Below are 25293 nucleotides of genomic sequence, written 5' to 3' on the forward strand. Positions count from 1 at the left end.
TCCCTGCTGTGCCCGCGGGTCTCGCCGTGTCGATACTGCCTTCACGTGTGCCCGTCGCGCACGACAGCGCAGGTGCCCGGAATCATCCGCGGCCATGCCGCGCGGTCACGCCAAGAACATCACCACGCTCTCGTGCCTTCGCACAGTCGACGTCATCACCGGGTTCGAGAGGCCGCGTGCCGCGCAGCAGGGTGAGGGTGAGCAGGCCCGCGGCGGTCATCACCGTGGCCGCGCCGACGGCCGCGTAGCCCAGGCCGTGGGTGAAGGCGTCCCGCGCGGCGGTCAGCAGGGTGTCGGCCGTGGTGGCCGGAAGGTGCGCGGCCGCGCTCGTCGCCCCGCCCAGGGTCTCGCGCACCGCGTCGGCCCGCGGGACGCCGGCCGGCACGGCGTCGGCCATGTCACGGCTGTAGACCGCCGCACCGATGGAGCCGAGGATCGCCATGCCCAGGGCCCCGCCCAGTTCCTGGCCCGACTCCAGGACGGCCGCGGCCGAGCCCGCGCGCTCCGGCGGGGCGGCGCCCAGGGCCAGTTCGTTGGCGAGCGTCATCGCGGCGACCAGACCCCCCGCGTAGACCGACGCGGCGGCCAGCGTGACCCACAGGGCCGTGCCGACGTGCACCTGCGTCAGCCAGAGGAACCCGCAGGCGGCGACGAGGAACCCGCCGCCCATGACGTAGGCACGGTCGACGCGCTGCGCGCACACCGCCGCGGCCGGGGCCATGACGGCCATGCCCGCGGCCGGCACCATGCTCCACAGGGCGGCCTCGAACGGGCTCATGACGAGCACGGACTGGAGGTACTGCGTGAGGAAGACGGCCATGCCCACCGTGGCGAACATGGCGAGCAGATTGGCCGCCAGCGGGCCGCCGAACGCGCGGCGGCCCACCAGGCCGAGGTCGATCATCGGGTGCGGCAGACGCCGTTGACGGCGTACGAAGACGAGGCCGAGCACCAGCCCGGAGCTGATGCCGAGGGCGGGCAGCGGCTGGTAGCCGTGCTGGGCCGTCTCCTTGATGCCGTAGATGACCGGGAGCAGCGCGGCGAGGGAGAGCGCCGCGCTCAGCAGGTCGAAGCGGCCCTGCTGCGGTGAGGTGAACTCCGGGACCAGGAACGGGACCAGGACGAGCAGCAGCACCATCGCGGGCAGGTTGACCAGGAAGACCGAACCCCACCAGAAGTGTTCGAGGAGCAGGCCGCTGAGCACGGGCCCCAGGGAGATGCCGGTGGTCATGACGGCCGTCCACACGGTGATCGCTTTGCCGCGTTGCTTCGCGTCGCGGAAAAGGTTGCGGATCAGGGCGAGCGTCGACGGCATCAGGGCGGCACCGCCCAGCCCCAGCAACGCCCGGGCGGCGATGAGCAGATCGGCCGAGTGCGCGTACGCGGCGGCGACCGAGGCCGCGCCGAAGAGCGCGGCGCCCGCCAGGATCAGCGCGCGCCGGCCGATCCGGTCGCCGAGCGCGCCCATGGTGATGAGCAGGCCGGCGAGCACGAAGCCGTACATGTCCAGGATCCACAGCTGCTGTGTGGCGCTGGGCCCCAGGTCCTGGCTGATGTAGGGGATCGCGAAATAGAGGATCGAGACGTCCATCGAGACCAGCAGCAGCGGCAGCATCAGGACGCCGAGTGCGGTCCATTCCTTGCGGCCCGCACGGGGGCCGGGTGTGTGGTTCATGCCGCCACGGAATCCGGTCGGCGCGTACGTCGCAAACAACGACCTAGTGCACCATCCGAAATGCAAGCCATCGGGCCGGTGATGAGGGTTCTGGTGCACTAGTACAGTGCGGTCATGGCTGCCGATCCGCCCTATCTCCGCATCGCCCGCGACATCCGTCGGCGGATCGACTCCGGCGACCTCGCTCCGGGCGACCGTGTCCCCTCCACCCGGCGCATCACCCAGGAGTGGGGTGTCGCGATGGCGACCGCCACCAAGGCGCTGGCCGTACTGAACCAGGAGGGTCTGGTGCGTGCCGTGCCCGGCGTCGGCACGGTCGTGGCGGAGCCGGTGCGGGAGCGGCGCGCGGCTCCCGGCCAGGGCCTGACCCGCGAGCGCGTCATCCGCACCGCGATCGCGTTCGCCGACGCGGAAGGTCTGGCCGCGCTGTCCATGCGCCGGGTCGCGGCGGAGTTCGGGGCCTCCACCATGGCCCTGTACCGGCATGTGCCGAGCAAGGGCGAGCTCGTACGGCTGATGTCGGAAGCGGTGTTCAGCGAGGAACCGCCGGGCCCCCGGGCGCACGGCTGGCGTGCGCGACTGACCCAGGAGGTGCGGTGGCTGTGGGGGCTGTACGAGCGGCATCCCTGGCTGGGGCGGGCCATGGCCGGACTCACCCGGCCGATGGCCTCGCCGCACGCCATGCGGTACACGGAGCGGGTCCTCGGCGCCCTGAACGGGGTGGGACTCACGCCGTACCAGATGATCCATGTCCACCTCGCGCTCCTGGGGTACGCCCAGGGCGTCACGCTGGCCATGGAGCTGGAGTCCCGGGCCCGTCAGGACACCGGCATGAGTCCCGAGGAGTGGATGGCGTCCAACGAGGCACGGATGGACGCCATCCAGACCAACGGGGCCTACCCGGTCCTCGCCGCGCTCTTCGGTGACGAGGAGTTCGATCTGGAGCTGGGCACGCTCTTCGAGTTCGGTCTCGAACGGTTCCTGGACGGGGTCGAGGCCCTCGTCGCGCGGCCCGGGGGAGCGTAGGCCCTTCAGCGCACCAGGCAGGGGCGTTTGTCGTCGAACTGCCAGTCGGGGATGAGGTAGCGCATGCCGGTGGCGTCGTCGCGGGCGCCCAGGGCCTTGTGCCGGTAGAGCTCGTGGGCGGCCAGCAGGCGGTCCATGTCGAGTTCGACGCCCAGGCCGGGGGCGTCCGGCACGGCGATCTCCCCGTCGACGATGCGGGGCGGGGTGGTGGTGAGGCGCTCCAGGCCCTCCTGCCAGATCCAGTGCGTGTCCAGGGCGTTGTACGCGCCGGGTGCCGCGGCCCCGCAGTGGGTGACCATGGCCAGGGAGATGTCGAAGTGGTTGTTGGAGTGGCATCCCCAGGTCAGCCCCATCGCGTTGCACAGCTGCGCCACGCGGACGGAGCCCTGCATGGTCCAGAAGTGCGGGTCGGCCAGGGGTATGGACACCGACTGCAGGGCCAGGGCGTGGGTCAGCTGCCGCCAGTCGGTGGCGACCATGTTGGTGGCGGTCGCGAGCCCCGTGGCGCGGCGGAACTCGGCCAGGACCTCGCGGCCCGAGTAGCCGCCCTCGGCGCCGCAGGGGTCCTCGGCGTAGGCGAGCGTGTCGGTCAGCGGGGCGCACAGCTCGATCGCCTCGCGCAGCGACCAGGCGCCGTTGGGGTCGAGGGTGATGCGGGCCTGGGGGAAGCGGTCCTTCAGGGCGCGTACGGCCGCGACCTCCTCGGCCCCGGCCAGGACGCCGCCCTTGAGCTTGAAGTCCCGGAATCCGTAGCGGTCGTGGGCGGCTTCGGCCTGCCGGACGATCGCCTCGGGGGTGAGGGCCTGCTCGTGCCGGATGCGGTGCCAGTCGACGGGGGAGTCGGGTTCGCGGACGTAGCCGAGATCGGTGCGGTCAGGGTCGCCGACGTAGAAGAGGTAGCCGAGGACGCGGACGGAGTCGCGCTGCTGTCCGTCGCCGAGCAGCGCCGCGACGGGCACCTCCAGGTGCTGGCCCAGGAGGTCGAGCAGCGCGGATTCCACGGCGGTGACGGCGTGGACGGCGGTGCGCTGGTCGAAGGTCTGGGTGCCGCGCCCGCCGGCGTCACGGTCGGCGAAGCGGTCGCCGATCTGGCGCAGGACGCGCTGGTGGTCGCCGAGGCGGGCGCCGACGACGAGGGGCTCGGCGTCGCGCAGGGTCTGGGTGATCTTTTCGCCGCCCGGTACCTCGCCCAGGCCGGTGCGGCCCTCGGAGTCGGTCAGGACCACGACGTTGCGGGTGAAGTAGGGGCCGTGGGCGCCGGAGAGGTTGAGTTCCATGCAGTCCCGGCCGGCGACCGGGTAGACGCTGAACGCGGTGACGGTCGGCTGCCTGTTCATGATCAGAGATTCCTCGGGTGGGAGAAGGGGAGGACCGGGGACAGGGGGAGTGGGGACAGAGGGAGCGGGGGCCGGAAGGCCGGAGGCCTGAGAGGTGTCAGATGTGTCAGAGGTGTCAGGTGCGTCAGAGGCTGAGGACGTCCAGGGCCCACTCCACCGCGAGCACGCCGCCGAGGCCGAGGATCGCGAGCACCGTCGTATAGGTGGTGCGGACCTTGATCGCCTCGATGACCGACAGATTGAAGTACTCCTTGAACAGCCAGAATCCGGGGTCGTTGACGTGCGAGAAGGCGATCGAGCCGCAGGAGACGGCGAGCACGAGGATCTCGGGGTGGACGCCGCTGCCCGCGAGGAGCGGCAGGACGACGCCGGACGCGGTGACGACGGCGACCGTGGCGGAGCCGAGGGCGATGCGGAGGATCACCGCGATGAGCCAGGCCAGGATGATCGGTGAGACGGACCAGCCGTCGGTGGTGTCCTTGATGTGATCGGAGATGCCCCCTTCGACGAGGACGTTCTTGAAGGCGCCGCCCGCTCCGATCACCAGCAGGATCATCGCCATGGCCTGGGCCGCCGACGTGCACGAGGCGCTGACGTCGGACAGGCTGCGGCCGATGCGCGGCCCGAACGCCCAGATCGCCAGGGAGAGGGTCAGGAGCAGGGCGATGGGCGCCGAGCCGATGAAGGTGACGGTGTGCAGGAGGGGGCTCTCGGCGGACGTGGCCATCTCGGTGACCGAGGCGCCGGCGATCAGGACGACGGGGAAGAGGGCCACGGTCAGTGACCAGCCGAGGCCCGGCATCTCCTCGTCGGTGAACTCGCGCTCGCTCACCAGGCCCTTGGGGATGGAGGGGTTCATCGCCCGGATGAACGGCAGCCGCGGCCACACCAGAGCGATCAGCGCGCCGGCGGGTACGGCGATGAACAGGCCGTAGACCAGCGTCAGGCCGACGGAGGCGTGGAACGTGGCGGCCACGGCGGTGGGGCCGGGATGCGGCGGCAGGAAGCTGTGCATCGTGGAGAGCGTGATGGACATCGGCAGCCCGATCCACAGCAGCCTGGCCCCGGTGACGCGGACGAGGGTGAAGGCGATGGGCACGATGATGATGAAGGCGACTTCGTAGAACATGGTGACGCCGATGAGCATGGACGTGACCACCATGGCGACCTGCACCCAGCGCGGTCCGAACGCGTCCAGCATCGTGTTCGCTATGCGCTGGGCGGCCCCGGAGTCCCCCATGACCCGGCCGACCATGGCGCCGAGCCCGATGACGAGCATCGTGTCGCCGATCTGGCCGCCGATGCCCTCCGAGAGGACGTCGGGGATGGTGGCCACCGGTATCCCCTGCACCAGTGCGACCCCGACGGCCACGAAGAGGAGCGCGGCGAAGCCGTTCAGTTTCAGGCGGGTCATGAGGAACAGCAGGATCAAGACGCTGATCCCGACTACGACGAGCGGCATTTCAGTTCCCCTTTGAACTGGTGAGCAAGGCGTGCGTCGTGCGTTCAGGCCCGGTGGCGGGCGGCCGAGACCAGGGCGAGACCGGTATCCAGGACCTCCTCCAGGTCGGCGAGGTCGTCCGGGCCGGGATCGGTGAGGGGCGCGCGGACCGGACCGACGGGCAGGCCGCGCAGCCGGGCGGCGGCCTTGACGAGCGAGACGGCGTAGCCCGCAGCCCGGTCGCGCAGCTCGACCAGCGGGACGTAGAACTCCCGCAGCAGCCGGTCCACCGCCGCGTCGTCCTGTCGGCGCAGCGCGGTGAAAAAGGCTCCGGCGATCTCGGGTGCGAAGGCGTGGACGGCGGAGGAGTAGGCGGGGACGCCGACGGTGGCGTAGGCGCGGGCCTGGATCTCCGCGGTGGAGGCGCCGTTGAAGAAGAGGAAGTCCTCGGGGGCGGCGAGGGTCAGGCGCTGGAGCCGGTCGAGGTCGCTGTGTCCGTCCTTGAGGCCGATGACGGAGGGGAGGGCGGCGATCCGGCGCAGGGCGTCGGCGGTGAAGGCCACCTGGCCGCGCTGGTAGGCGATGAGGGGCAGCCTGGTGCCTGCGGCGATGCGGCGCACCTGTTCCACCAGGCCGTCCTGCGAGGCCTCGACCAGGTAATGGGGCATCACGAGCAGGGCGTCGGCGCCCTCCTGGTGCGCGATGCGGGCGAACCGCAGGGACTGGGCCCACCCGTATCCGGTGCCGGCCACCACCGGCAGCCGCCCGGCGGCGACCTCGACGGTGATCCTGATGACCGTGCGGTACTCCTCCTCGTCGAGCGAGAAGAACTCGCCGGTCCCGCAGGCGGGGAAGACGGCGCCCGGCTCCGTCGCCAACTGGGCGGTCAGGTAGGTCCGGTAGGCCTCCGCGTCGAGGCTGCCGTCGCCGCGCATGCTCGTGAGCGGGAAGGACAGCACGCCGCGTGCCATGCCCTCGCGCAGCCGCCGGGCGACGTCCTGGGGATCCGTGCACGTACGGAGCTCGTTCATGCATCTCATCTCTATATGCAGATGGCGTCCACGTATGAGAATGGAGGCTAGAGTCATGAACGATCGGGGTCAATGGGCGGGCACCGCGGATCTACGATGGGCGCATGGCGGACAGCGGAACGGACCCCGGCATGGGCGCGGGTGTCCGCGGGGTGAAGTCGGCGCTGCGTACCGTCGCACTTCTTGAGCTGCTCGCCGAGCGCGCCGACCGGCCGGCCCGTCTCGACGAGCTCGCCGAGGAGTTGGCCGTGCCGCGCAGCAGCATGTACCAACTGCTGCGGACCCTGGTCGACTGCGGTTGGGTGCGCACGGACACCACCGGATCCCTCTACGGCATCGGGATCCGCACGCTGCTGACCGGCACGAGCTACCTGGACGGCGACCCGCGGGTGCGTGCCATCCGCCCCTATCTGGACGAGGCCTCGGACGCCCTGGGCGAGACGATCCACCTGGCCCGGCTCGACGGCCCCCACGTCGTCTACCTCGCCACCCGCGAGTCGCACGAGTACCTGCGCACCATCAGCCGGGTCGGCCGCCGGGTCCCCGCCCACGCCGGGGCCCTGGGCAAGGCGCTCCTCGCGGAACGCCCGGACGGTGAACTGCCCCTGGCCGAGGGGGCGCTGCCCGCCTTCACGGAAGGCACGCACACCGACCGGGCCGCCCTGCTCGCCGACCTGGAGCGGGTGCGCGAGCGTGGCTACGCCATCGACCGCGAGGAGACGGTGACCGGCATCGCGGGCTTCGGCTTCGCCCTGCGGTACGACGCGCCAGCCGTCGACGCCATCAGCTGCTCGGTCCCCGTGGCCCGCCTCACCGACGCGCACCAAGACCGCGTCGTGGCCGTCATGCGGGAGATCCAGACGAAGATCGAAAGTCAGCGGGCGCCCGTCGCGGGCGCACCCGACTGGCGCTGACCGGCCCCTCACCACGCGCGTCCCGCCGCGGCCGGCGCAACCCGGCACGACGCCGCCTTGATAGGTAAGTCGTCACTTGCCTATGGTGGTGTTCATGTCGGAGGATGTGTTCAAGGCCCTGGCCGACCCCACCCGTCGGCGCATCCTTGACGAGCTGGTGGAGCGGAACGGCCAGACCCTGTTCGAGATATGCGCCAGGCTGCTGAACAAGCACGGCCTGGGTCTGTCCCGCCAGGCGATCAGCCAGCACCTGGCCGTCCTGGAAGCGGCCGGACTCGTCCGTTCGCGACGCGAGGGCCGCTACAAGTTCCACGACCTGAACACCGAACCGCTTGAGGTCATCGCGACCCGATGGCTCAGGCCCACAGCACCGGAGCGCACATGAGGATCCACCTGACCAGCGTTTTCGTCGACGACCAGGAGAAGGCGGCGCACTTTTACACCGAGGTGCTCGGCTTCGTGAAGAAGCACGACGTCCCCGTCGGCGACGACCGGTGGCTGACCGTAGTCTCGCCGGAGGACCCCGAAGGCACCGAGCTGCTCCTGGAGCCCTCCGGGCACCCGGCGGTGCAGCCGTACAAGACGGCCCTCGTCGAGGACGGCATCCCGGTCACCTCCTTCGCCGTGCAGGACGTGCCCGCGGAGTTCAAGCGGCTGCGGGACCTCGGCGTGCGCTTCACCCAGGAGCCGCTGGAGATGGGTCCGGTCACCACCGCGGTGTTCGACGACACCTGCGGCAACCTGATCCAGATCCAGCACGGCGAGTGACCGGGCGCGGCGGCAGAGGCTCCGGGGCGGCCGGGCGGCGGGCGCAAAAGTCGGTGGCGCGCCGGGACGGCACCGGCGACCATGACGCGCATGAGCGACGGACCCGAACGATGGAGCCAGGCCACCACCTACCCCGACATGTGGGCGGACCCGGACGACGACCCCCGCAACAGCGACGGGGTCAGTCCGGACGGTGAGCTGGCGACGCTCCAGGACTTCCTGGCGAACTACCGCCTGACCCTGAAGATGAAGTGCGAGGGACTGGACGCGGAGCAGCTGGCCCGGCGCTCGGTCCCGCCCTCGACGCTGTCGCTGCTCGGCCTGTTGCGGCACCTCGCCGAGGTGGAGCGGGACTGGCGCAACTGGATCAGGAGCGACGAGCCGCTGCCGAAGCTGTACGGCGAGCGGGACGCGGACTTCCACGGCGCGGTCGGCGAGCAGTCCGTGGTCGACGCCGCCTACGCCGACCTGGCGCGCGAGCAGGCGGCCCTGGACGCCGAACTGGCCGAGCACTCGGATCTGGGCGAGCGGTTGGGCAAGGACGGATTCGCCGTCCGGGAGCTGATGGTGCACAGGATCGAGGAGTACGCCCGGCACTGCGGGCAGGCCGATCTGTTGCGCGAATGCATCGACGGTAGGGTGGGGCAGTGAGGGCCAAGACAGCGAGGACAGCAATGACAGGCACCGGGTGACCGGATTGCCGTACTCGTAAACATTCGTGTGGCATATGCCACTTGTCCGCGTTCCGTATTGCACCCTCTTGTGGGGCCTCGCCCCTGTCCCGCCTGCTCCACCGCTCGGCCGCGCCCCGTCGACCCTCTGCCGTCGGCTACCGAGCGGTGTGCGCATTGTGCGAAGATCCGGATACCGTTCGACACCCCTGCGGCCGCCGTGCCGCAGAAGTCGACGGTCGGCAACGGCCGGATGGCCAGGCGGACTTACCGGTGGGGAAGGCAGGAACAGAGCGGTGGCCTCACAGCCATGGACTTCCGGCGTGCGTTCAGCCAGTGAGAGTGACTCCGCGGCGGCACGGCAGTTGTCACCGCCGTCGGTGCTGCTGGTCGAGGACGACGCCGGCGACGCACTCCTGGTCGAAGAGCTGGTCGCCGACAGCGCGCTGAAGATGCGCCTGCAATGGGTGCGCTCGATGGCCGAGGCGCGTGAGGTCCTGGCCTTCGAAGTGCCCGACTGCGTGCTGCTCGACCTGCATCTGCCGGACGCCCACGGGCTGGAAGCCGTGTCCATGATCCGGTCACAGGCCGATCAGGTCGCCGTGGTCGTGCTCACCGGCCTCGCCGAGGAGGAGACCGGATCCGCGGCCGTGGCCGCGGGCGCCCAGGACTACCTCGTCAAGGGCCGCGTCGAACCGGAACTGTTCGGCAGAGCCGTGCGCTACGCGATCCAGCGCAAGCAGGGCGAGCAGGCCGCCGTCGCCCTCCAGGCCAGCCAGATGCAGGCCCAGGAGAACGCCCGGCTCGAGCGGGGACTGCTGCCCAGGCCGCTCCTGAACAGCGCGGGCGTGGACGTCGTGGCCCGCTACCGCCCCGGCCGCGCGCAGGCCCTGCTGGGCGGCGACTTCTACGACATCGTCCAGAGCGCGGACGGCACCGTGCACGCACTGATAGGCGACGTCTCGGGGCACGGTCCCGACGAGGCGGCCCTGGGCGTGGCCCTGCGCATCGCCTGGCGCACCCTGGTGCTCAGCGGTGTCACCGGCACCGAACAGGTGAGCCGGCTCGAGGAGATCATGCTGGCCGAGCGGGTGAAGCCGTACGTCTTCGCCACGCTGACGAGCCTTTCCGTCCCGGCCGGGGCCCGGCACGTACGGCTGACGCGCGCGGGCCACCCCGGGATGCTGATGCGCACCGCGGACGGCGGCGTCCAGTGGGTGGAGGTGGCCGGCGGTCCCGCCCTGGGCGTCGCGCCCGGTGTCCCCCTCTGGCCGGTCGAGGAGGTGGCCCTGCCGAAGGGGGCGGCGCTGGTGCTGTTCACCGACGGCCTCTTCGAGGGGCACACCGGCGTCGGACGCGAGCGGCTCGGCGAAGAGGGGCTGCTCGGCCTCGCGCGCGAGCTGGGCCCGCTGGCCCCCGAGGCGTTCGTCGACACACTGATCCAACGGGCCGAGGACCTCGCCGAGGAGCAAGGCGGCCTGGCCGACGACGTGGCCGTGGTGCACCTGCACTGGCACGGCGAGGGGGTCGGCCCCACCCGGTCCGTGGTCGAGGGCCGGTACAAGAGCAGCATCGGAGAACAGCGCCGTGGTTGAGACGAAGAAGGCCGGGACGGCGCAGGCCGGGACGGCGAGCACCGAGACGGAGAGTAGCGGTACGGCGCGTATCGGGACAGGCATGGCGTGGCTCGGCCGACGGCTGACGGTGCAGGGCTGGTTCCAGCTCGTCCTGCTCCTGATGGTCCTTCTGGTCGTGGCCGGCACGGTGGTCGGCGCCCGCCTGCTGGGGCAGACCGCGGACGTCACCGACCGGTTGACCGACCGCCTCCAGCCGGCCAGCACGCAGACCTACCGTCTCCAGGCCGCCCTGGTGAACCAGGAGACCGGCGTCCGCGGCTACGCCATCACCGCCGACCGCCAGTTCCTGGCCCCCTACGACCAGGGCAAGCGCGACGAGGCCCGCGCCGCCGCCCGGCTGCGTGAGCTCATCGGGGACCAGCCCCGGCTGCTGGCCAACCTCAAGACGGTCCAGCGCGAGGCGGCGGACTGGCGGCGCGCGTACGCCGACCCCCTCGTGGACGAGGTCACGCCCGGCAAGCCGCGCGCCGTCGCCGAGAAGAGCGCCGAGCGCGGCAAGGAAGTCTTCGACCAGATCCGCTCCGTGTGGGCCGTGCAGAACGCCGATCTGGCCAAGGCCGTCAAGGACGGCAAGCAGGAGCTGGACGACACCCGCACCGTGCGCACCGTGATCCTGGGCGCCATGGTGGCGGTCTTCGTGCTGGCCGGGATCGCACTGGCGCTGCTGGTGCGCGCCCTGGTGGTCCGGCCCCTGGAGGCGCTGCGCTCCTCCTCGCGGCAAGTGGCCCGCGGCGATTTCGACCACGTCATCACCATCGACGGGCCCGCGGACCTCAGAGCGGTGGCGGTGGACGTGGAGGGCATGCGCCAGCAGATAGTCGATGAGCTGGGGGCCTCACGCCGCCGGCGCGACGTGCTGACCCAGCAGGCCGCCGACCTGGACGCCCAGGCCGTGGAGCTCCGCCGCTCGAACGCCGAGCTGGAGCAGTTCGCCTACGTGGCCTCGCACGACCTCCAAGAGCCCCTGCGCAAGGTGGCCTCCTTCTGCCAGCTCCTGGAGAAGCGGTACGGAGAGGTGCTCGACGAGCGCGGCAAGCAGTACATCGACTTCGCGGTCGACGGCGCCAAGCGCATGCAGATCCTCATCAACGACCTGCTGACCTTCTCGCGCGTGGGGCGTCTCAACGACGCCCGCGTGCCCGTCGACCTCGACCAGGCGCTCACCAAGGCACTGGCCAACCTGGACACCGCCGTCCGGGACACCGACGCGGTCGTCGAGCGCCCCGAGAAGCTGCCCGAGGTCGTGGGCGACCCGACGCTCCTGGCCATGCTCTGGCAGAATCTCGTCGGCAACGCCGTCAAGTTCCACCACCCCGAACGCACCCCGCGGATCCGGATCACCTGCGAGGAGGACGCGGACGCGGGCGCCTGGAGCTTCAGCGTCACCGACAACGGCATCGGCATCCCCGAGGAGTTCGCGGAGAAGGTCTTCGTGATCTTCCAGCGTCTGCACGGCCGGGACTCCTACGGGGGCACCGGCATCGGCTTGGCACTGTGCAAGAAGATCGTCGAACACCACGGCGGGCACATCTGGATCGACAGCGGCGTCGCCGAGGGAACCCGGATCTGCTTCACCCTGCCGTCCGAGGCCGACACCGCCGCCGACACCGCCGAGGACACCGCGTCCCGTGCCGAGGAAGAGGTACTGACATGACCACCCCTGATGCCGCGCCGATCGACGTGCTCCTCGTGGAGGACGATCCGGGCGACGAGCTGATGACGCGCGAGGCGTTCGAGGACAACAAGATCCGCAACAACCTGCACGTGGTCCGGGACGGCGAGGAAGCGCTCGACTTCCTCTACCGGCGCGACGCGTACACGGACGCCCCGCGGCCCGATCTCATCCTGCTGGACCTCAACCTCCCCAAGTACGACGGGCGCCAGGTCCTGGAGAAGATCAAGTCGGACCAGGACCTCCAGGACATCCCGGTGGTGGTGCTCACCACGTCGGCGGCCGAGGAGGACATCCTGCGCAGCTACAAGCTGCACGCGAACGCCTACGTCACCAAGCCGGTCGACCTGGACCAGTTCATCGCCGCCGTACGGCAGATCGACGATTTCTTCGTCCAGGTGGTACGCCTGCCGCGCCGCAACGCCTGAGCGAGGGGCGAGCGCGGCAGTGAAGGGAAGGTGCCGCGAGTGAGGGGCCGGCACCGGAGCGAGGGACAAGCACTAGATTCTTCGCCCATGACTGAGACTTCCTCCCACCTCTCCGCGACAGCGGCCGCCTACGACTCCGTCGTCGGCCTGTACGACGCATTGGCCCGCGACGCGCTCGCGTCCACCCCGCTGGACCGCGCGGTGATCGCCGCGTTCGCCGAACTCGCGTCGTCCGGTGCCGGGCCGGTCGCCGAACTCGGGTGCGGCCCCGGGTGGACGACGGCACATCTGCGGGACCTGGGCCTGGACGTCTTCGGCATGGACCTGTCACCGGCGATGATCGATGTCGCCCGGAAGAACCACCCGGACCTGCGGTTCGAGGTCGGCTCCATGGACGCCCTCGACCTGGACGACGGCAAGCTGACCGGCATCCTGTCCTGGTACTCGCTCATCCACACCCCGCCCCAGGACCTGCCCGCGTACTTCAGCGAGTTCCGCCGGGTCCTCGCACCCGGCTGCCCCCTCCTGCTGGGGTTCTTCGAGGCGGAGGGCGGACCGGTCGCCCCCTTCGACCACAAGGTCACGACCGCCTACCGCTGGCCGGTCGACGGCCTCGCGGAGCTGGCCCGCGAGGCCGGATTCGTGGAGATCGGAAGGATGCTGCGCGAGCCGCAGGAGGGCGAGCGGTTCCGCCGCGGCCATCTGCTGATGCGCGCGGGCGAGTGACTCAGGCCTGAGGCGGGCGGCGGCCCTCGCGGCGCATCGACCACAACGTGGGCCCGCCGCCGGGCAGTCGTACCTCACCCAGCACCGTGAAGCCGAAGTGCTCGTAGACGGGGAGATTCGACGGCTTGGAGGACTCCAGGTGGACGGGCAGGCCGTCCGCGTCCGCCCGGGCGAGACCCGAGCGGAGGAGCGCGGCTCCCTGGCCCTGGCCCTGGGCGGCGGGGTCGGCGCCGATCACGGCCAGGTACCAGTGCGGCTCCTGGGGGCCCTGCCCGGCGGCCGCCGCCGTGGCCTGCTGGAACAGCGCGGCCCGGTCGCCCAGTAGCTCCACGAGCTCCTGGACGGTCTCCGCGTCGGGAACCGCCTTGTCCTGCGCGCCCGGCGGCACCCAGAAGGCGGCGGCCGACGCGGTGTGCTCGCAGACGCCGTGACGGACGTACTGCCGGGTGAAGAGCGTGGCGAAGTAGCGGGCGAGCCCCGCGTCGCGCGTGGCGCCGTCGGGGAAGAACCAGCGCATCATCGGGTCGTCCTCGAAAGCGCGCGCCAGGACGCCGCCGATCCGCGCGGCGTCGTCGGCCGTGGCCGCTTTGGGGGTGTTCGTCGTCGGCATACGGGTCATTCTGCACGCGATGATCTTCGACGGGCGGACGGGGGTCCCGCTGGAACCCGCGGTGTCCCGGGGGGCGCCCGAGGGTCGATGAGGCGTGCTGCGCGCCCAGTTCGACAGCCCCGGGCGAAGCCTCAGGTGTCCGAGGTGCCGCCGGTCATGACCTCGCCGAAGGCGGCGGTCAGCGCCCGCGCGATCAGGTCCGGGAGTGCGGAGCGTCCGTCGTCCTCGGCCCAGTGCACCAGCGCCGTGTGCATGGCGCCCAGGCAGGCGCTGGCCGCCGCCCGGGCGCGGAAGACCGTCTCGGCGTCGGCTGCTTCGTCTCCGAGGCCCTCGACGACCGCCTGCTGGAGGGCGTACTGACTGTCCAGGTGTTTGGCCCGCAACGCCGGTGTCGAGATCATCAGCCGGAGGCGCGCCAGGAGGAACTGCTCGCTCGCCGTGCGGCCTCCTCCACGGTCACCGCCGGTCATCACCGCGGCCGAGTCGACGAGTGCCCGGCCGATGCGCCGGACGAGAGGCTGCGCCGGCGAGGACGCGGCGATCCGCTCCGCGACCAGGTGGCCGTGCGGTTCGAAGAGCACCAGGTCTTCCTTGGTGGGGAAGTGCCGGTAGACGGTCATCGGTGACACGCCGGCGGCCCGGGCCACGTCGGTCACGGTCGTGGCGTCGTACCCCCGCTCGGTGAACAGCCGCACCGCGTGCGCCTGCACCGTGCGCTGCGTCTCGATTCGCCGTTGTGCGCGGAGCGTTGAGTGTTGGTCGGGCATCTGGTAGACCCTACCGGAGTGGTAGTGACTACCAGCTTGGTAGTCGCTCGCGTCAAAGGGGTGGGACATGAGTGATCTGACCGGCAGGACGGCCCTGGTGACCGGAGCGTCGCGCGGCATAGGGCAGGCGATCGCCGTCCGGCTTGCGGCCCAAGGGGCCACGGTCGTCGTGCACTTCGGCACGGACGAGGCCGGGGCCGCGGCCACGGTCAAGGAGATCGAGCGAGCCGGAGGCAGCGCGTTCGCCGTCGGGGCCGAACTGGGCGGAGACGACGACGTCGAGACCCTCTTCGCGGGGGTCGAGGCGGGTCTGGCCGGGCAGCCGCTCGACATCCTGGTCAACAACGCGGCGGCCGCACCCGCCGGCCCGCTCGGCGTCACGACACGGCCAGAGTTCGACCGCCTGTTCGCGGTGAACGTACGCGCCCCGTACTTCATCATCCAGCGGGCCCTGCCCTTGCTCCGCGAGGGAGGCCGCATCATCACGATGTCGTCCGTGGCGGCCCGCAGCGCCTTTCCCACCCAGACCTCCTTCGCCATGACCAAGGGCGCGATCGAGACGATGACCAGGACCTTGGCCGACGAACTCGGCTCCCGGGGCATCACGGTGAACGCGGTCGCCCCGGGCACGACGCGGACCGCGACCAACGGAGCGTCCTTCGCGGCGCCGGGCCTCGTCGAGTTCATCACCGCGAAGACGGCGCTCGGCCGCCTCGGCGGCCCCGATGACGTCGCGGACGTGGTGGCGTTCCTGGCCTCCGACGCGGCGCGCTGGATCACCGGCCAGGTCATCGAGGCGAGCGGCGGCCTGTTCCTGGGTCCACGCCCCTGAGACGGGCCTTCGGCGCTCACGGCCCGGCGGCGCCTGCGGCTCTACGGCGCCCGTGGCTCTTCTGCGCCCGCGGCGGTAATGAGCTCGCCCGCGCCGGGCGCCGTGCCTATTCTCGGCGGAGCGGGATCGCGCGGTTCCGCAGGTTGCGGCGCCGTGGCAGAGCGGCCCATTGCGATCGACGTGAGGGAAGCCCCTCTCACGTCGACTGACGGGAGCCGGGCGGGCCTTGCCTTTCCCTGTCCGCGGGTTCGAATCCCGCCGGCGCCGCGGCCGATCCGAACCAGAGCCGCCGACTGGAGTGCGCATGACCAGGCCCGTACCCGCCGCCGCGGTGTTCGTCGCACCGGAAGAGACCGCAGCCGTCGGGCGCGGTCCGGTCAGTGTCCTGTGGTCGCTCGTCGACGGTACGAGGGATCTGGACGCCGCGGTGGTCCGGCTGGGTCCGGGCGCGGGCATCGGCGAGCACACGGAGGACGCCTGGGGCGTCTTGTTCACCGTGCTGACCGGCAGCGGTGAACTGCGTACCCCGGACGGGACCTGGCGGCTGGCACCCGGCGCCCTCGCCTGGCTTCCCGCGGGCGTCAGCCGCCGCGTGGACGCGGGGGAGGAGGGGCTGGTCTACACGACCGCCCACCGCCGCCGCCCCGCTCCGGGCGCCGACCCGGCGGAGGGGTTCGACGCGGGCGAGCCGGTCTGCCTGCTCGGCCGCATCTGTTCCGCGTGCGGCCGGCCGGCCGCCGAACGCGACGCCCGGTACTGCGGCCGCTGCGGAACGCCGTTGGCCGACTGACGAGGCACGCCCGGCCTCACGGGCGCGGTCACATGATCCCCGGCTGATCAACGGCTGATCAACGGCTGATCAACGGCTGATCAGCGGCTGATCCGCAGCTGGTTTCCGGGTTGTCTCCGGCGTAAGTTCTCTGCGTACGACAGGAGTTCCTCACGATGTCCGAAGCGAAGGCGGGCAGTGCCGGCGCGGATTCCGCTGCGCGTGCCGCCGCGGATCGCGCACCACAGGACGTCCTGTCCGCCGACCACCGCTCCGCGCACCTCCTCGCCGAGAACGTGCACTGTGTGCTGGGGGACCGGATGGTGCTGCGTGACGTCTCGCTGACGGTGTCCCGGGGTGAACGGGTGGGCCTGATCGGTGAGAACGGCCGGGGCAAGTCGACGCTGCTGCGTGTCCTCGCCGGTGAACTGCCGCTGCGGCGCGGTCAGGTCGTACGGGCGGTCGCCGGCCACGTGGGGTTCTTGCCGCAGCAGCCCGCTTTCCCGGACGGAGCCACCCTCGCGACCGTGCTCGCGCGGGCGACCGCCGAGTACGCCGACATGGCCGAACGGATGCGGCGGGCCGAGGAGGTGATGTCGTCCGGCGAGGGCGACGATCTGAGCGACGTGCTCCAGGAGTACGGCCGTCTCCAGGACGAGTTCGCCCGACGCGGCGGATGGGAACTGGACGCCCGGGTCGGCGAGGTGCTCGACGTCTTCGGCCTCGGCGGCCTGGACCGGGGCCGCCCCACCGGGACGCTGTCGGGTGGCGAGCGCTCCCGCCTGGCGCTCGCCGAGCTGGTCCTCACCGAGCCCGCCGGGCTGCTCCTCGACGAGCCGACGAACCACCTCGACGACCGCGCGGTGGACTGGCTCGTGCAGTGGCTCGCCCGCTACCAGGGGCCGTGCCTCATCGCCTCGCACGACCGGCTGCTCCTGGACACCGCCGTCACCGCGATCGTCGACCTGGACGGCTCCCGCGGCTCCACCGTGCGCTATGGCGGCGGCTACCGCGACTACCTCGACGAACGCGCCGCCGCTCAAGCACGGTGGTGGCAGGAGTACCGCGACTGGCGCCGGGAACTGGCCGAGGCGCGCCGCCGCCTCGACCGGGCCGGCAGGACCGGCCGCGTCTTCGGTGCGATGCGGGACGGCGACAAGCTGTCGTACAACCTCGCCGGAGGCGGAGCCCAGGCTGCCGCATCCCGCGCCACCCGCGCGGCCCGGCAGCAATTGGGACGGCTGCTGGACGAGGAGGTGCGCCGTCCGCCCGAGCCGCTGGCCTTCCGGTCGCCGCTCCGGGGGCCGGAGGAGACGACGGAGGGATCGCCGGCCGAGCCCGAGCCGCCTCACGGCACGCTCCTGCGGGCCGAGGGCCTGGTCGTCGGCGATGTGCTGCGGGGCGTGGACCTGGAGCTTTCTCCCGGCTCTCGGTACGTGATCGCCGGGGCGAACGGCGCGGGCAAGACCACCCTCCTGTCCGTCCTCGCGGGACTCCGGGAGCCCGACGCGGGGACGGTGGAGCGTGAACCAGGGCTGCGCATCGGCTACTTGCCGCAGGAGAGCCGCTTCTCCCAGGAGCGGCGCGGGGTACTGGAAGCCTTCGCCGCGCACCGCGAGGCTTATGTCGAGGACGCGGCGCGGGAGTTGACGCGGTTCGGCCTGTTCGCGCCCTCCGACTTCGAGGTGCCGGTGAACCGGCTCTCCGTGGGGCAGCTGCGACGCCTCGAACTGGCGCTGCTGTTCGCGCGGCGCCCCGACCTCCTGCTGCTCGACGAGCCCAGCAACCACCTCAGCCTGTTGCTGGTCGAGCAACTACAGGAAGCGGTCGAGCAGTTCACGGGCCCGGTCGTGATGGTCACCCACGACCGGACCCTGCGCGAACGCCATCGGGACGCACTGCTGGAGCTGTCCGAAGGGCGCCTGGCCCGGCCCGGCGGCTGAGCGCGGCCGGGGGGCGTCCGGGGCGGCGTCAGTCGTCCACGTCTCCGTACGTCGTGCCGACCTTGAGCCCGTCGATCCAGTTGATGACGCGCTTGTCCTTGACCTCGGAGCCGTAGGAGCCGAAGCGGGTGTCGTTGCCCAGGTCGTCCCAGGTGCGGCCGGAGAACTCGGCGACCTTCGTGCCGTTGTAGAAGGCCGACACCCACCCGGTGGAGGCGTCGGAGGAGGTGTGGATGCCGAGCACGATGCGCTTGTACGTACTGGTCGTGACCGGGGTAGACCACTTCAGGGTCCACTTCTCGCCCACCTCGATGTGGAACAGCTTGAGCTCGCCGCCCTCGACCTTCATCAACACCGGGTAGTTCTGCTGGTGTTGGTCGTTGGTGCCGTAGGACTTCCACTGGAAGATCGTGCCCGCGTCCGGGGTGTTGGTGGAGGTGTCCCAGCCGATCCAGTACGTCGAGTCGTTCTTGAAGGTGTAGCGCGAACCGCCGACGCTGATCCCGTGTGCCTCGCAGCGTTCGAGACCGAGCGGCTTGTTGAACTTGAAGACCTGGCCCCGGCCGTCGGCGTTGTCCTGGGCGGAGACGCTGCCGGGCGCGTCGCACAGCGTCGAGGAGAAGACTCCGGTGCCGCCCGCGGCGTCCCCGTTCCAGATGACGGAGGCGTCGGCGGGTGCGGCGGTGAGCAGGACCAGCGAGGATGCGGCGGCCGTGAGGGTGCCGGTTCGTTTGCGCATGAGGGGGCTCCTTGCGAGTGGGGGGAGGGGCTCGCGCGACGGTGTGTCACCCGTGGCACGGGTGGAGAGTAAGCGGTTTCTAACATGGTCGTGCACCAACACTCAAGGGCAAGGAGTCAGTTGGGCGGCACGAAGTAGAAAACGGTATCTGTCACGGGCCAGAGCGGACCGGACGGACCGAGCCAGAGCGGCCGGACGAGTGCTGATCGGACCGGAGCGGACCGGACGAGAGCTGATCGGACTAGAGCGGACGGGGCCGGATTGGACCGGATTGGGCCGGACGGGCAGCCCGGACCGGGCCGAGTCGCCGGAGGCGGAGCTGTCACGCCATGGACGACCCGGTCAGCCGAGAACGAGCGGCAGCTTTCCCGCCAGGACGCCCAGTTCGGCCCTTTCCGCGTCGCTCGGGTCGCGGCGGCCCGTGCCGATCAGCAGCGCGTCCGTGTCGGACAACGACGCGGGGAACGCGGTACCGGCGAGCCGTTCGAGCATCTCGCGGCTGCGGGCCAGCCCCTCGGCCGGCGGTCCGGGCACGTCCGGGAGGTGGGCGATCAGGTCGAGGTGGTGCAGGGTCCATTCCATGACGTACGTGCTGAGGAAGTCGCCCGTGGCCAATACCTCGTCGCGGGTGCTCACCCGGGCGGCGGGGTCGGCCAGAGCGGCGGCGCGGCCGGCGGCCGCACCGACGTCGTCGAGGTGGAATTTCAGCAGCCAGGGCTCCTCGTACGCGGCGGCCAGCCGGACGGTCAGCGCGTCCAGGGGGTCCTCGCCGGTCGGCGGCGTCGCGCTGACGTCCCAGTAGGTCAGCTCGTCGCGGGTGGGTTCCGCGTCGGAGGGGGTCGCGAGGGTGATCAGGACGTCCTGGGAGTCGACGATCAGGTGGCACACCAGGTCCCGCACGAGCCAGCCGGTACAGCCCGACGGCTGGGCGAACGCCTCGTCGGGGAGTTCGGCGACCGCCGTGCGCAAGGCCGTCCAAGAGCGCGAGAAGAGATCCACGGCGCCAAGGTAGTGCGGCGCCGCGGAAGGGGACAAGCGCATTCCGGCAGGTTCGGGGCCTTCGGGGTCTTCAGCGCCATCAGAGCCCTTCGTGCGGCCGGTCGCGCGCAGCCGGGGTGGTGCCAAAGACCTGTCCAGGTGCGCGTCCGGCCGCGGCGCCGTCGCCCGATGTGGTGCCGGACGTCTCCGGCACCGGCACCGCGCCCGGTGGACCCGGGCGCGCTACATCAGCGGCGTGGCCCGGATCGCGGAGATGTCGAACTGAAGCCGGACCTTCTCGCTCACCATGGCGCCGCCTGTCTCCAGGCGCTGGTTGTAGACGAGGCCCCAGTCGGTCCGGTCGATGGTGGTGGTGCCGTCGAAGCCCGCCCGCTCGAAGCCGAACGGGTCCACGACCGACCCGAGGTAGTCGAGTTGCAGCTCGACGGGCCTGGCGACGCCGCGGATGGTCAGCTCTCCGGCCATGCGGAAGCTCTCTCCGCCGTCGTGGACCGTGGAGGTGCTGCGGAACGTCATCTCCGGATGGCTGCGCGCGTCGAAGAAGTCCCGGCCGACGAGGTGCGCGTCCCGCTGCTCCACGCCCGTGTCGACGCTGTCGACCCGGATGACGATCTCGGCCCGCGATTCCGAGGGCCGGGCGCCGTCGAAGTACAGCGTGCTGTCGTAGTCACCAAAGGCGCCCCGGACCGTCGTGACCATCGCGTGGCGCACGGAGAAACCGATGCGGCTGTGCGGACGGTCGATGGTCCATTCCCCGGTCAGCGCGCGCAGCGCCGGGTCGAGTTCGGCACCGGAGGAAGCCGAGAAGGGCGTGTGGGGGCCGACCGCCGGTATCGGCTCGAGGGTCGGGGTCTGGCGACGGCTGAAGATACCCATGATGTCGCGTCGTCTCCTTCGGATTTGATCACTATGTGCTATCACGCGGACAACAGTTGCCGCCCGGCAAGATGGGCGGGCTCGTCCGGGTTCGACGCCACGGGCTGGAAAGATGCACAGGATCGGCACGGATGTGGATGCACGATTACGTGGCCTGACGTCACCCACCGTCACCTTCGCCGCCCCTGGGTCCACGCGCGGTTCAAGGAGCGTCGGCGAGACCGGCGCCGAGACTGCCGTCGGCACCCATCAGGCGCATACTTGAAATAATTCTGAGGGTCGGAGGCGCAATGATCGCACTCGGAATCATCCTGCTCATCATCGGCCTATTGGCGGGAATTTCCATCCTGTGGACCATCGGTGTCGTACTCGTCGTCATCGGTGTGGTCCTCTGGATTCTGGGTTCCGTCGGTCATGCGGTGGGCGGGCGAAAGCATTACTGGTAGCCGCGAAGCGGCGGCAGGTGCAGTTGTCGTGTCAGCCGGCCGAGACGCCACAGGTTCTGGGCCGACGGGCCGGTGACCGACGAAGCGAGCCGGACCGGCCTTGCTCTGGCCGGTCCGGCTCGTCCGTACGGGGCGTTCGTCGTGGAGTCCACCCGGCTGGATGTCGGAATTCCAGCACGCCTGGGCCCTGAGGCCACCGGTGGTCCCCCAGGGGATCAGTGGTGGCCATGGGCGCTGGAGGACGCTCCGCCGAACAGGCGCGCGACGGCGCGGAAGGGGAGCGTGACCACCGTGGCGACGGCTCCACCGATGGCGCGGAATACATCTGCAATGGCCTTCAGCATGAGGGACCTCCTGGAACGTGTTCACTTACGCGTCATTCGTGCGTCGAGCGCAGTCGGTTAACTGCCGCACGGCTTGCTCACCACCGGATGCCCTGCGAACGGGGGCGAAAACATGGCCCCTCTGAGCTATGTCGGGCAGCCGCGCCCACTTCACTCGTAATAACCCGCTGCCGTGCCCTGCCCGAATGCGCTTGATTAGGGCTGATCCAATCGGGAACTCCTCCCAGGGATACAACCCGCACAACCCCCCACCCCCGGAGAACGGAGCCCCGCATGCGCGCGCTGTCCTTGGTATGCACCCTGAATTCGTCGCCCACCGCGTCCAGCAGCCACACGCTGTCCGATCAGGTGATGGCCGAATTCGGCAAGCTGGGCGTCGAGACCGAGACGGTGCGGGTCGCCGACCACGACGTCCACCCCGGGGTCGCCGTCGACCTGGGTAGCACAGACGCCTGGCCGGCCCTGCGCGAGAAGGTCCTTGGGGCCGACATCCTGCTGCTGGCCACGCCGATCTGGCTGGGCCACCCGTCGAGCGTCTGTCAGCGGGTCCTTGAGCGCCTGAACGCGGACATGTCGGAGACCGACGACACGGGCCGGCCCCTGATGTACGGGAAGGTCGCGGCGCTGGCCGTGGTCGGCAACGAGGACGGCGCCCACAAGGTGAGCGCGGACGTCTTCCAGGCCTGCAACGACCTCGGCTTCTCGCTGGCGCCCTACGCCGTCACCTACTGGGTGGGCGAGGCGAAGCAGGGCACCGACTACCAGGACCTGGACGAGACCCCCGAGTCCGTCGCCTCCGCGACGCACAGCCTCGCGGTCAACGCCTTCCACCTGGCCGAGCTGCTCGGCCAGAAGCCTTACCCGGCCCCCTGAGCTGCCTGTTGCGGCACGCTGACGTGCCCTGACCGGACGGCTGACGACCCGGCGCGACGTCGAGCGGACGCCGCGGGGGAGGGAGAGATGACCACGAAGACGGGTGCCGGTCCATGGACGTGACCGCCGCGGACGCCGGATACGCCTGCATGGGGATCGGCGCCCTGCTGGCCGCCGTGCTGCCCAGACTGGTGGCGCGCCAGCCCATGTCCATGCCGATGGTCTTCCTGGCCGTCGGATTCCTCGTCTACCTGCTGCCCACCGGGCTGCCCGACCTCGACCCCTATGAGCACCGGGCGTGGCTGGAGCACCTGACCGAGGTGTGCGTCATCGTGGCCCTCATGGGCGCGGGGCTGGCGATCAACCGGCCGTTCGGCCGACGGTCCTGGTCCACCGCGTGGCGGCTCCTGGGCATCACGATGCCCCTGACCGTCGTGATCACCGCCCTCGTCGCCTGGGGCCTGGTGGGCTGGCCCCCGGCCGTCGCCCTGCTCCTGGGCGCCCTGCTCGCCCCGACCGACCCCGTCCTGGCCGCGGAGGTGCGGGTCGGTGAGCCGACCGATGCCGAGAACGACGAGGACGAGGTGCGCGTGGCCCTCACGGCGGAAGCGGGCCTCAACGACGGTCTCGCCTTCCCGCTGGTCCTGGCGGCCCTGGCGATGTTCGCCGCCTCGGAGACGGGCTGGTCCGGCGAGTGGGTGGGCCACTGGCTGTGGAGCGACGTGATCGTGCGCGTCACGGTCGGCGTGGCGGTCGGCCTGCTCGTCGGACGGCTGCTCGGGTGGATGTTCTTCCGCGCCAACTGGAAGGCCCTGCGGCTGTCCGAGCACCGGGAGGGGTTCGTCGCCCTGGCGGCGACCTTCATCTCGTACGGACTCACGGAAGTGCTGCACGGATACGGCTTCCTCGCCGTGTTCACCACCGCCTGTGCGATCCGGTCGGCCGAGCGCGCCCACGGCTATCAAGTGGTGATGCACACCTTCATGGAGCAGGTGGAAAGGCTTCTTACCGCCGGTGTGCTGCTGCTCATCGGGGGGTTCATCGCCTGTGGCGGCCTCTCCGCGCTCACCTGGGGTGGTGCGGTGACGGCGGTCCTGGTGCTGCTGGTGATCCGTCCGCTCACCGGCTGGATCGCCCAGCTGGGGGGCGCGACGACCCTCGGCGAACGCGCCGTCACCTCCTTCTTCGGCATCAGGGGGATCGGGTCCGTCTTCTACCTCGCGTACGCCCTGGGCGAGGGCGATCTCCAGGCGTACGGGGACGAGTTGTGGGCGCTGGTGACGTTCGTCGTCCTGCTGTCGGTGATGGTGCACGGGGCCGCGGCGTCGCCCGTGCTCAGGCGCCTCGACCGAGCCGGCCGCCGCTGACACCACTGCTGGGCGAGAAAACGGCGGGGCGGGAAAACGGCCGGGCGAGAAAGCGGTGCCTATCCGTCCGGTCCAGGGGCACCCGGAGGGCGAATCGACGCCAACAAAGGGGAAATCGTGGAGATTTCGGGTCTCATCAGTGCTGTGGTGATTGGAATCGTCATCGGGATATTGGGTCGGCTCGTGGTTCCCGGACGCCAGCACATCGGCATTCTCTGGACGCTCGTCGTCGGAATCGTGGCCGCGCTGGTCGGCACGGCCGTCGCTGCGGGGCTCGGCGTGGCGAACACCGACGGCGTGGACTGGATCGAATGGCTCATCCAGATCGCTCTCGCGGCCCTCGGCGTCGCCGCCCTGAGCAGGGTGAAGCTGCGCTGATGCCGCGCGGGGACAGGGCGCCGTACCAGCGATGTGCGAGCCGGGGTCAGGCCTGGACCCCGGCGTGCTCCCAAGGGCTCGGGCCTGTGCCGTCGAACCAGGCCCGCAGCTCCTCGCCGTTCACGCAGACGATGCCGCAGTGCTCGGCGTACTCCAGGGCGGGAATGGTGAAGTCGCTCGTCGTGACGAGCGCGGCCACATCTGCTTCGTGGACGGTGAAGCACGTGCCGCCGAAGCGCTGCAGGTCCTGCGAGCCGACCTTGTTGTCCTCGCCGTAGAGCTTGCACTGGATGACGATGCGCAGCCCTTCGGGGGTGACCGCCATGACGTCCGCCCCCAAGTCGCCCGCGCCGCCCACCACTTCGACGTCACGGCACTCGTCACGGGCGCACAGGTCGGCTATGGCGTGCTCGAAACCGTCGGGATCGAAGACGACTTCGACGCGGTCGTCCGGAGGGCCGAGAACGAGGGTCGCCTCCTCACCGTCCGGCGCGGGGACCGCGGGGTCGAACTCAGGCGGCACCTCTACGAGGACTTCGGGCTCGGCGTAGGCCTCCGGCTCGGCGTAGATCTCCGGTTCGGCGTAGATCTCCGGCTGGGCGGGGACCGCCACGGCCGGGGCGAGCGGCGTCGGCGCGTGGCCGAGGTGGTCGCTCTCGGGGCCGAGGCTGTCGGAGGCCCGTTCGGCCGCTTCCTCCAGGGCCTCGGCGGCGCGGCGCGCGTAGCGCGCGGCGGAGAACCGGCGCCATCTCGACCGGCCCAGGCACGCGACCGCGATGCCCATCGCCAGGACCGAGCAGGCCCACAGCGGGCGGCTCGCGACGATCTGCGCCGTCATGCGGACCACGAACACCAGGACGCACAGGATGATCGCGAGCAGGGCGAAGAACAAGGCGGTCGCCCGCAGATTGAAGCGCCGCTCGTGGTGCATACGGCGAACCGGGCGCGAGGTCACGGTCATGGCACTCCCTTACGGAGGACGAAAACGAAGATCACCTTCCTCCGTGTGCCCAAGATCAACGCC

The 25293-nt window shown here is 70.8% G+C and carries 27 protein-coding genes and 1 tRNA gene; 17 read left to right on the forward strand and 11 right to left on the reverse strand.

Translation table 11 applies throughout. The annotated features are described in order from the left end of the window. Window positions 1-82: 82 nt before the first annotated feature. The gene (locus QBL25_RS38700; protein WP_409061629.1) at window positions 83-1675 is read right to left on the reverse strand and encodes an MFS transporter; all 1593 of its coding nucleotides are present in this window, start codon (window positions 1673-1675) and stop codon (window positions 83-85) included. A gap of 114 nt (window positions 1676-1789) precedes the next feature. On the opposite strand from QBL25_RS38700, the gene QBL25_RS38705 reads away from it, so the two are divergent. Further along, on the forward strand, window positions 1790-2701 hold the full coding sequence (locus tag QBL25_RS38705) for a TetR/AcrR family transcriptional regulator C-terminal domain-containing protein (RefSeq protein WP_409061630.1): 912 nt from the start codon (window positions 1790-1792) through the stop codon (window positions 2699-2701). Window positions 2702-2706: 5 nt separating this feature from the next. Here QBL25_RS38705 and QBL25_RS38710 read toward each other — a convergent pair whose 3' ends face one another. From QBL25_RS38710 to QBL25_RS38720, 3 genes are all read right to left on the reverse strand, one after another. Then, entirely contained in the window at window positions 2707-4038 is a 1332-nt protein-coding gene (locus QBL25_RS38710) for an enolase C-terminal domain-like protein (RefSeq protein ID WP_409061631.1), read from the reverse strand. A 124-nt stretch (window positions 4039-4162) separates the two neighbouring features. Next, window positions 4163-5500: a gluconate:H+ symporter gene (locus QBL25_RS38715; RefSeq protein ID WP_409061632.1), complete on the reverse strand. Its 1338-nt coding sequence runs from the start codon at window positions 5498-5500 to the stop codon at window positions 4163-4165. 44 nt (window positions 5501-5544) lie between these two features. Continuing rightward, complete coding sequence (locus QBL25_RS38720) at window positions 5545-6510, reverse strand: 5-dehydro-4-deoxyglucarate dehydratase (RefSeq protein ID WP_409061633.1); 966 nt, start codon at window positions 6508-6510, stop codon at window positions 5545-5547. A 104-nt stretch (window positions 6511-6614) separates the two neighbouring features. Here QBL25_RS38720 and QBL25_RS38725 point away from each other — a divergent pair, with 104 nt between their 5' ends. The 8 genes from QBL25_RS38725 to QBL25_RS38760 all read left to right on the forward strand — a co-directional run bounded on the left by QBL25_RS38725 (window position 6615) and on the right by QBL25_RS38760 (window position 13326). Then, window positions 6615-7424, forward strand: coding sequence for an IclR family transcriptional regulator (locus tag QBL25_RS38725; RefSeq protein WP_409061634.1), 810 nt, complete (start codon window positions 6615-6617; stop codon window positions 7422-7424). A 94-nt stretch (window positions 7425-7518) separates the two neighbouring features. Continuing rightward, complete coding sequence (locus QBL25_RS38730; protein WP_409061635.1) at window positions 7519-7809, forward strand: ArsR/SmtB family transcription factor; 291 nt, start codon at window positions 7519-7521, stop codon at window positions 7807-7809. Further along, window positions 7806-8192 (forward strand): VOC family protein, encoded by a 387-nt coding sequence (locus tag QBL25_RS38735; protein WP_409061636.1) that lies wholly within the window; start codon window positions 7806-7808, stop codon window positions 8190-8192. Before QBL25_RS38730 ends, QBL25_RS38735 begins: the two co-directional genes overlap by 4 nt. An 81-nt stretch (window positions 8193-8273) precedes the next feature. Further along, window positions 8274-8843: a DUF664 domain-containing protein gene (locus tag QBL25_RS38740; protein ID WP_409061637.1), complete on the forward strand. Its 570-nt coding sequence runs from the start codon at window positions 8274-8276 to the stop codon at window positions 8841-8843. A 343-nt stretch (window positions 8844-9186) separates the two neighbouring features. After that, complete coding sequence (locus QBL25_RS38745; protein WP_409061638.1) at window positions 9187-10458, forward strand: PP2C family protein-serine/threonine phosphatase; 1272 nt, start codon at window positions 9187-9189, stop codon at window positions 10456-10458. An 82-nt stretch (window positions 10459-10540) separates the two neighbouring features. Next, complete coding sequence (locus QBL25_RS38750) at window positions 10541-12154, forward strand: sensor histidine kinase (RefSeq protein ID WP_409062934.1); 1614 nt, start codon at window positions 10541-10543, stop codon at window positions 12152-12154. Then, a complete protein-coding gene (locus tag QBL25_RS38755; protein WP_409061639.1) occupies window positions 12151-12600 on the forward strand; it encodes a response regulator in 450 nt (149 codons plus the stop codon). Before QBL25_RS38750 ends, QBL25_RS38755 begins: the two co-directional genes overlap by 4 nt. An 87-nt stretch (window positions 12601-12687) precedes the next feature. After that, window positions 12688-13326 carry a class I SAM-dependent methyltransferase gene (locus QBL25_RS38760; RefSeq protein ID WP_409061640.1) on the forward strand — a complete coding sequence of 213 codons (639 nt, stop codon included), beginning with the start codon at window positions 12688-12690 and terminating at the stop codon, window positions 13324-13326. Between the two features lies 1 nt (window position 13327). On the opposite strand, the gene QBL25_RS38765 is transcribed toward QBL25_RS38760, so the two are convergent. Next, on the reverse strand, window positions 13328-13945 hold the full coding sequence (locus QBL25_RS38765) for a GNAT family N-acetyltransferase (RefSeq protein ID WP_409061641.1): 618 nt from the start codon (window positions 13943-13945) through the stop codon (window positions 13328-13330). Between the two features lie 122 nt (window positions 13946-14067). Beyond that, window positions 14068-14703: a TetR/AcrR family transcriptional regulator gene (locus QBL25_RS38770; RefSeq protein ID WP_409061642.1), complete on the reverse strand. Its 636-nt coding sequence runs from the start codon at window positions 14701-14703 to the stop codon at window positions 14068-14070. Between the two features lie 67 nt (window positions 14704-14770). Here QBL25_RS38770 and QBL25_RS38775 point away from each other — a divergent pair, with 67 nt between their 5' ends. The 4 genes from QBL25_RS38775 to QBL25_RS38790 all read left to right on the forward strand — a co-directional run bounded on the left by QBL25_RS38775 (window position 14771) and on the right by QBL25_RS38790 (window position 18247). Continuing rightward, the gene (locus tag QBL25_RS38775; protein WP_409061643.1) at window positions 14771-15535 is read left to right on the forward strand and encodes an SDR family oxidoreductase; all 765 of its coding nucleotides are present in this window, start codon (window positions 14771-14773) and stop codon (window positions 15533-15535) included. Between the two features lie 147 nt (window positions 15536-15682). Continuing rightward, window positions 15683-15802, forward strand: a tRNA-OTHER gene (locus QBL25_RS38780). Window positions 15803-15839: 37 nt separating this feature from the next. After that, a complete protein-coding gene (locus tag QBL25_RS38785; protein ID WP_409061644.1) occupies window positions 15840-16325 on the forward strand; it encodes a hypothetical protein in 486 nt (161 codons plus the stop codon). A gap of 155 nt (window positions 16326-16480) precedes the next feature. Continuing rightward, a complete protein-coding gene (locus QBL25_RS38790; RefSeq protein ID WP_409061645.1) occupies window positions 16481-18247 on the forward strand; it encodes an ABC-F family ATP-binding cassette domain-containing protein in 1767 nt (588 codons plus the stop codon). Between the two features lie 28 nt (window positions 18248-18275). On the opposite strand, the gene QBL25_RS38795 is transcribed toward QBL25_RS38790, so the two are convergent. From QBL25_RS38795 to QBL25_RS38805, 3 genes are all read right to left on the reverse strand, one after another. Beyond that, window positions 18276-18986, reverse strand: coding sequence for a hypothetical protein (locus tag QBL25_RS38795; RefSeq protein WP_409061646.1), 711 nt, complete (start codon window positions 18984-18986; stop codon window positions 18276-18278). 342 nt (window positions 18987-19328) lie between these two features. After that, a complete protein-coding gene (locus QBL25_RS38800) occupies window positions 19329-19985 on the reverse strand; it encodes a maleylpyruvate isomerase N-terminal domain-containing protein (protein ID WP_409061647.1) in 657 nt (218 codons plus the stop codon). Between the two features lie 222 nt (window positions 19986-20207). Then, on the reverse strand, window positions 20208-20861 hold the full coding sequence (locus QBL25_RS38805) for a YceI family protein (RefSeq protein WP_409061648.1): 654 nt from the start codon (window positions 20859-20861) through the stop codon (window positions 20208-20210). Between the two features lie 290 nt (window positions 20862-21151). Between QBL25_RS38805 and QBL25_RS38810 the strand changes: the two genes are divergently transcribed. Further along, a complete protein-coding gene (locus QBL25_RS38810) occupies window positions 21152-21307 on the forward strand; it encodes a DUF6131 family protein (RefSeq protein WP_409061649.1) in 156 nt (51 codons plus the stop codon). Window positions 21308-21522: 215 nt separating this feature from the next. Here QBL25_RS38810 and QBL25_RS38815 read toward each other — a convergent pair whose 3' ends face one another. Further along, window positions 21523-21651, reverse strand: a complete 129-nt coding sequence (locus QBL25_RS38815; protein WP_409061650.1) for an LPFR motif small protein — start codon at window positions 21649-21651, stop codon at window positions 21523-21525. A 273-nt stretch (window positions 21652-21924) separates the two neighbouring features. On the opposite strand from QBL25_RS38815, the gene QBL25_RS38820 reads away from it, so the two are divergent. From QBL25_RS38820 to QBL25_RS38830, 3 genes are all read left to right on the forward strand, one after another. Next, entirely contained in the window at window positions 21925-22524 is a 600-nt protein-coding gene (locus QBL25_RS38820; protein ID WP_409061651.1) for a flavodoxin family protein, read from the forward strand. Window positions 22525-22637: 113 nt separating this feature from the next. Next, window positions 22638-23891, forward strand: coding sequence for a cation:proton antiporter (locus tag QBL25_RS38825; protein WP_409061652.1), 1254 nt, complete (start codon window positions 22638-22640; stop codon window positions 23889-23891). 117 nt (window positions 23892-24008) lie between these two features. Then, window positions 24009-24269, forward strand: a complete 261-nt coding sequence (locus QBL25_RS38830; protein ID WP_409061653.1) for a GlsB/YeaQ/YmgE family stress response membrane protein — start codon at window positions 24009-24011, stop codon at window positions 24267-24269. 46 nt (window positions 24270-24315) lie between these two features. Here the strand turns inward: QBL25_RS38830 and QBL25_RS38835 are convergent, their stop codons facing one another. Continuing rightward, window positions 24316-25230, reverse strand: coding sequence for a restriction endonuclease (locus tag QBL25_RS38835; RefSeq protein ID WP_409061654.1), 915 nt, complete (start codon window positions 25228-25230; stop codon window positions 24316-24318). Window positions 25231-25293 lie beyond the last annotated feature (63 nt).

It is taken from the genome of Streptomyces sp. SYP-A7185, assembly GCF_046103685.1.
Taxonomy (GTDB): domain Bacteria; phylum Actinomycetota; class Actinomycetes; order Streptomycetales; family Streptomycetaceae; genus Streptomyces.

Coding starts and splice junctions, on each gene's coding strand:
- QBL25_RS38700 (WP_409061629.1), bottom strand. CDS start 1,675: ATGAACCACACACCCGGCCCCCGTGCGGGCCGCAAGGAATGGACCGCA.
- QBL25_RS38705 (WP_409061630.1), top strand. CDS start 1,790: ATGGCTGCCGATCCGCCCTATCTCCGCATCGCCCGCGACATCCGTCGG.
- QBL25_RS38710 (WP_409061631.1), bottom strand. CDS start 4,038: ATGAACAGGCAGCCGACCGTCACCGCGTTCAGCGTCTACCCGGTCGCC.
- QBL25_RS38715 (WP_409061632.1), bottom strand. CDS start 5,500: ATGCCGCTCGTCGTAGTCGGGATCAGCGTCTTGATCCTGCTGTTCCTC.
- QBL25_RS38720 (WP_409061633.1), bottom strand. CDS start 6,510: ATGAACGAGCTCCGTACGTGCACGGATCCCCAGGACGTCGCCCGGCGG.
- QBL25_RS38725 (WP_409061634.1), top strand. CDS start 6,615: ATGGCGGACAGCGGAACGGACCCCGGCATGGGCGCGGGTGTCCGCGGG.
- QBL25_RS38730 (WP_409061635.1), top strand. CDS start 7,519: ATGTCGGAGGATGTGTTCAAGGCCCTGGCCGACCCCACCCGTCGGCGC.
- QBL25_RS38735 (WP_409061636.1), top strand. CDS start 7,806: ATGAGGATCCACCTGACCAGCGTTTTCGTCGACGACCAGGAGAAGGCG.
- QBL25_RS38740 (WP_409061637.1), top strand. CDS start 8,274: ATGACGCGCATGAGCGACGGACCCGAACGATGGAGCCAGGCCACCACC.
- QBL25_RS38750 (WP_409062934.1), top strand. CDS start 10,541: ATGGCGTGGCTCGGCCGACGGCTGACGGTGCAGGGCTGGTTCCAGCTC.
- QBL25_RS38755 (WP_409061639.1), top strand. CDS start 12,151: ATGACCACCCCTGATGCCGCGCCGATCGACGTGCTCCTCGTGGAGGAC.
- QBL25_RS38760 (WP_409061640.1), top strand. CDS start 12,688: ATGACTGAGACTTCCTCCCACCTCTCCGCGACAGCGGCCGCCTACGAC.
- QBL25_RS38765 (WP_409061641.1), bottom strand. CDS start 13,945: ATGACCCGTATGCCGACGACGAACACCCCCAAAGCGGCCACGGCCGAC.
- QBL25_RS38770 (WP_409061642.1), bottom strand. CDS start 14,703: ATGCCCGACCAACACTCAACGCTCCGCGCACAACGGCGAATCGAGACG.
- QBL25_RS38775 (WP_409061643.1), top strand. CDS start 14,771: ATGAGTGATCTGACCGGCAGGACGGCCCTGGTGACCGGAGCGTCGCGC.
- QBL25_RS38785 (WP_409061644.1), top strand. CDS start 15,840: ATGACCAGGCCCGTACCCGCCGCCGCGGTGTTCGTCGCACCGGAAGAG.
- QBL25_RS38790 (WP_409061645.1), top strand. CDS start 16,481: ATGTCCGAAGCGAAGGCGGGCAGTGCCGGCGCGGATTCCGCTGCGCGT.
- QBL25_RS38795 (WP_409061646.1), bottom strand. CDS start 18,986: ATGCGCAAACGAACCGGCACCCTCACGGCCGCCGCATCCTCGCTGGTC.
- QBL25_RS38805 (WP_409061648.1), bottom strand. CDS start 20,861: ATGGGTATCTTCAGCCGTCGCCAGACCCCGACCCTCGAGCCGATACCG.
- QBL25_RS38810 (WP_409061649.1), top strand. CDS start 21,152: ATGATCGCACTCGGAATCATCCTGCTCATCATCGGCCTATTGGCGGGA.
- QBL25_RS38815 (WP_409061650.1), bottom strand. CDS start 21,651: ATGCTGAAGGCCATTGCAGATGTATTCCGCGCCATCGGTGGAGCCGTC.
- QBL25_RS38820 (WP_409061651.1), top strand. CDS start 21,925: ATGCGCGCGCTGTCCTTGGTATGCACCCTGAATTCGTCGCCCACCGCG.
- QBL25_RS38825 (WP_409061652.1), top strand. CDS start 22,638: ATGGACGTGACCGCCGCGGACGCCGGATACGCCTGCATGGGGATCGGC.
- QBL25_RS38835 (WP_409061654.1), bottom strand. CDS start 25,230: ATGACCGTGACCTCGCGCCCGGTTCGCCGTATGCACCACGAGCGGCGC.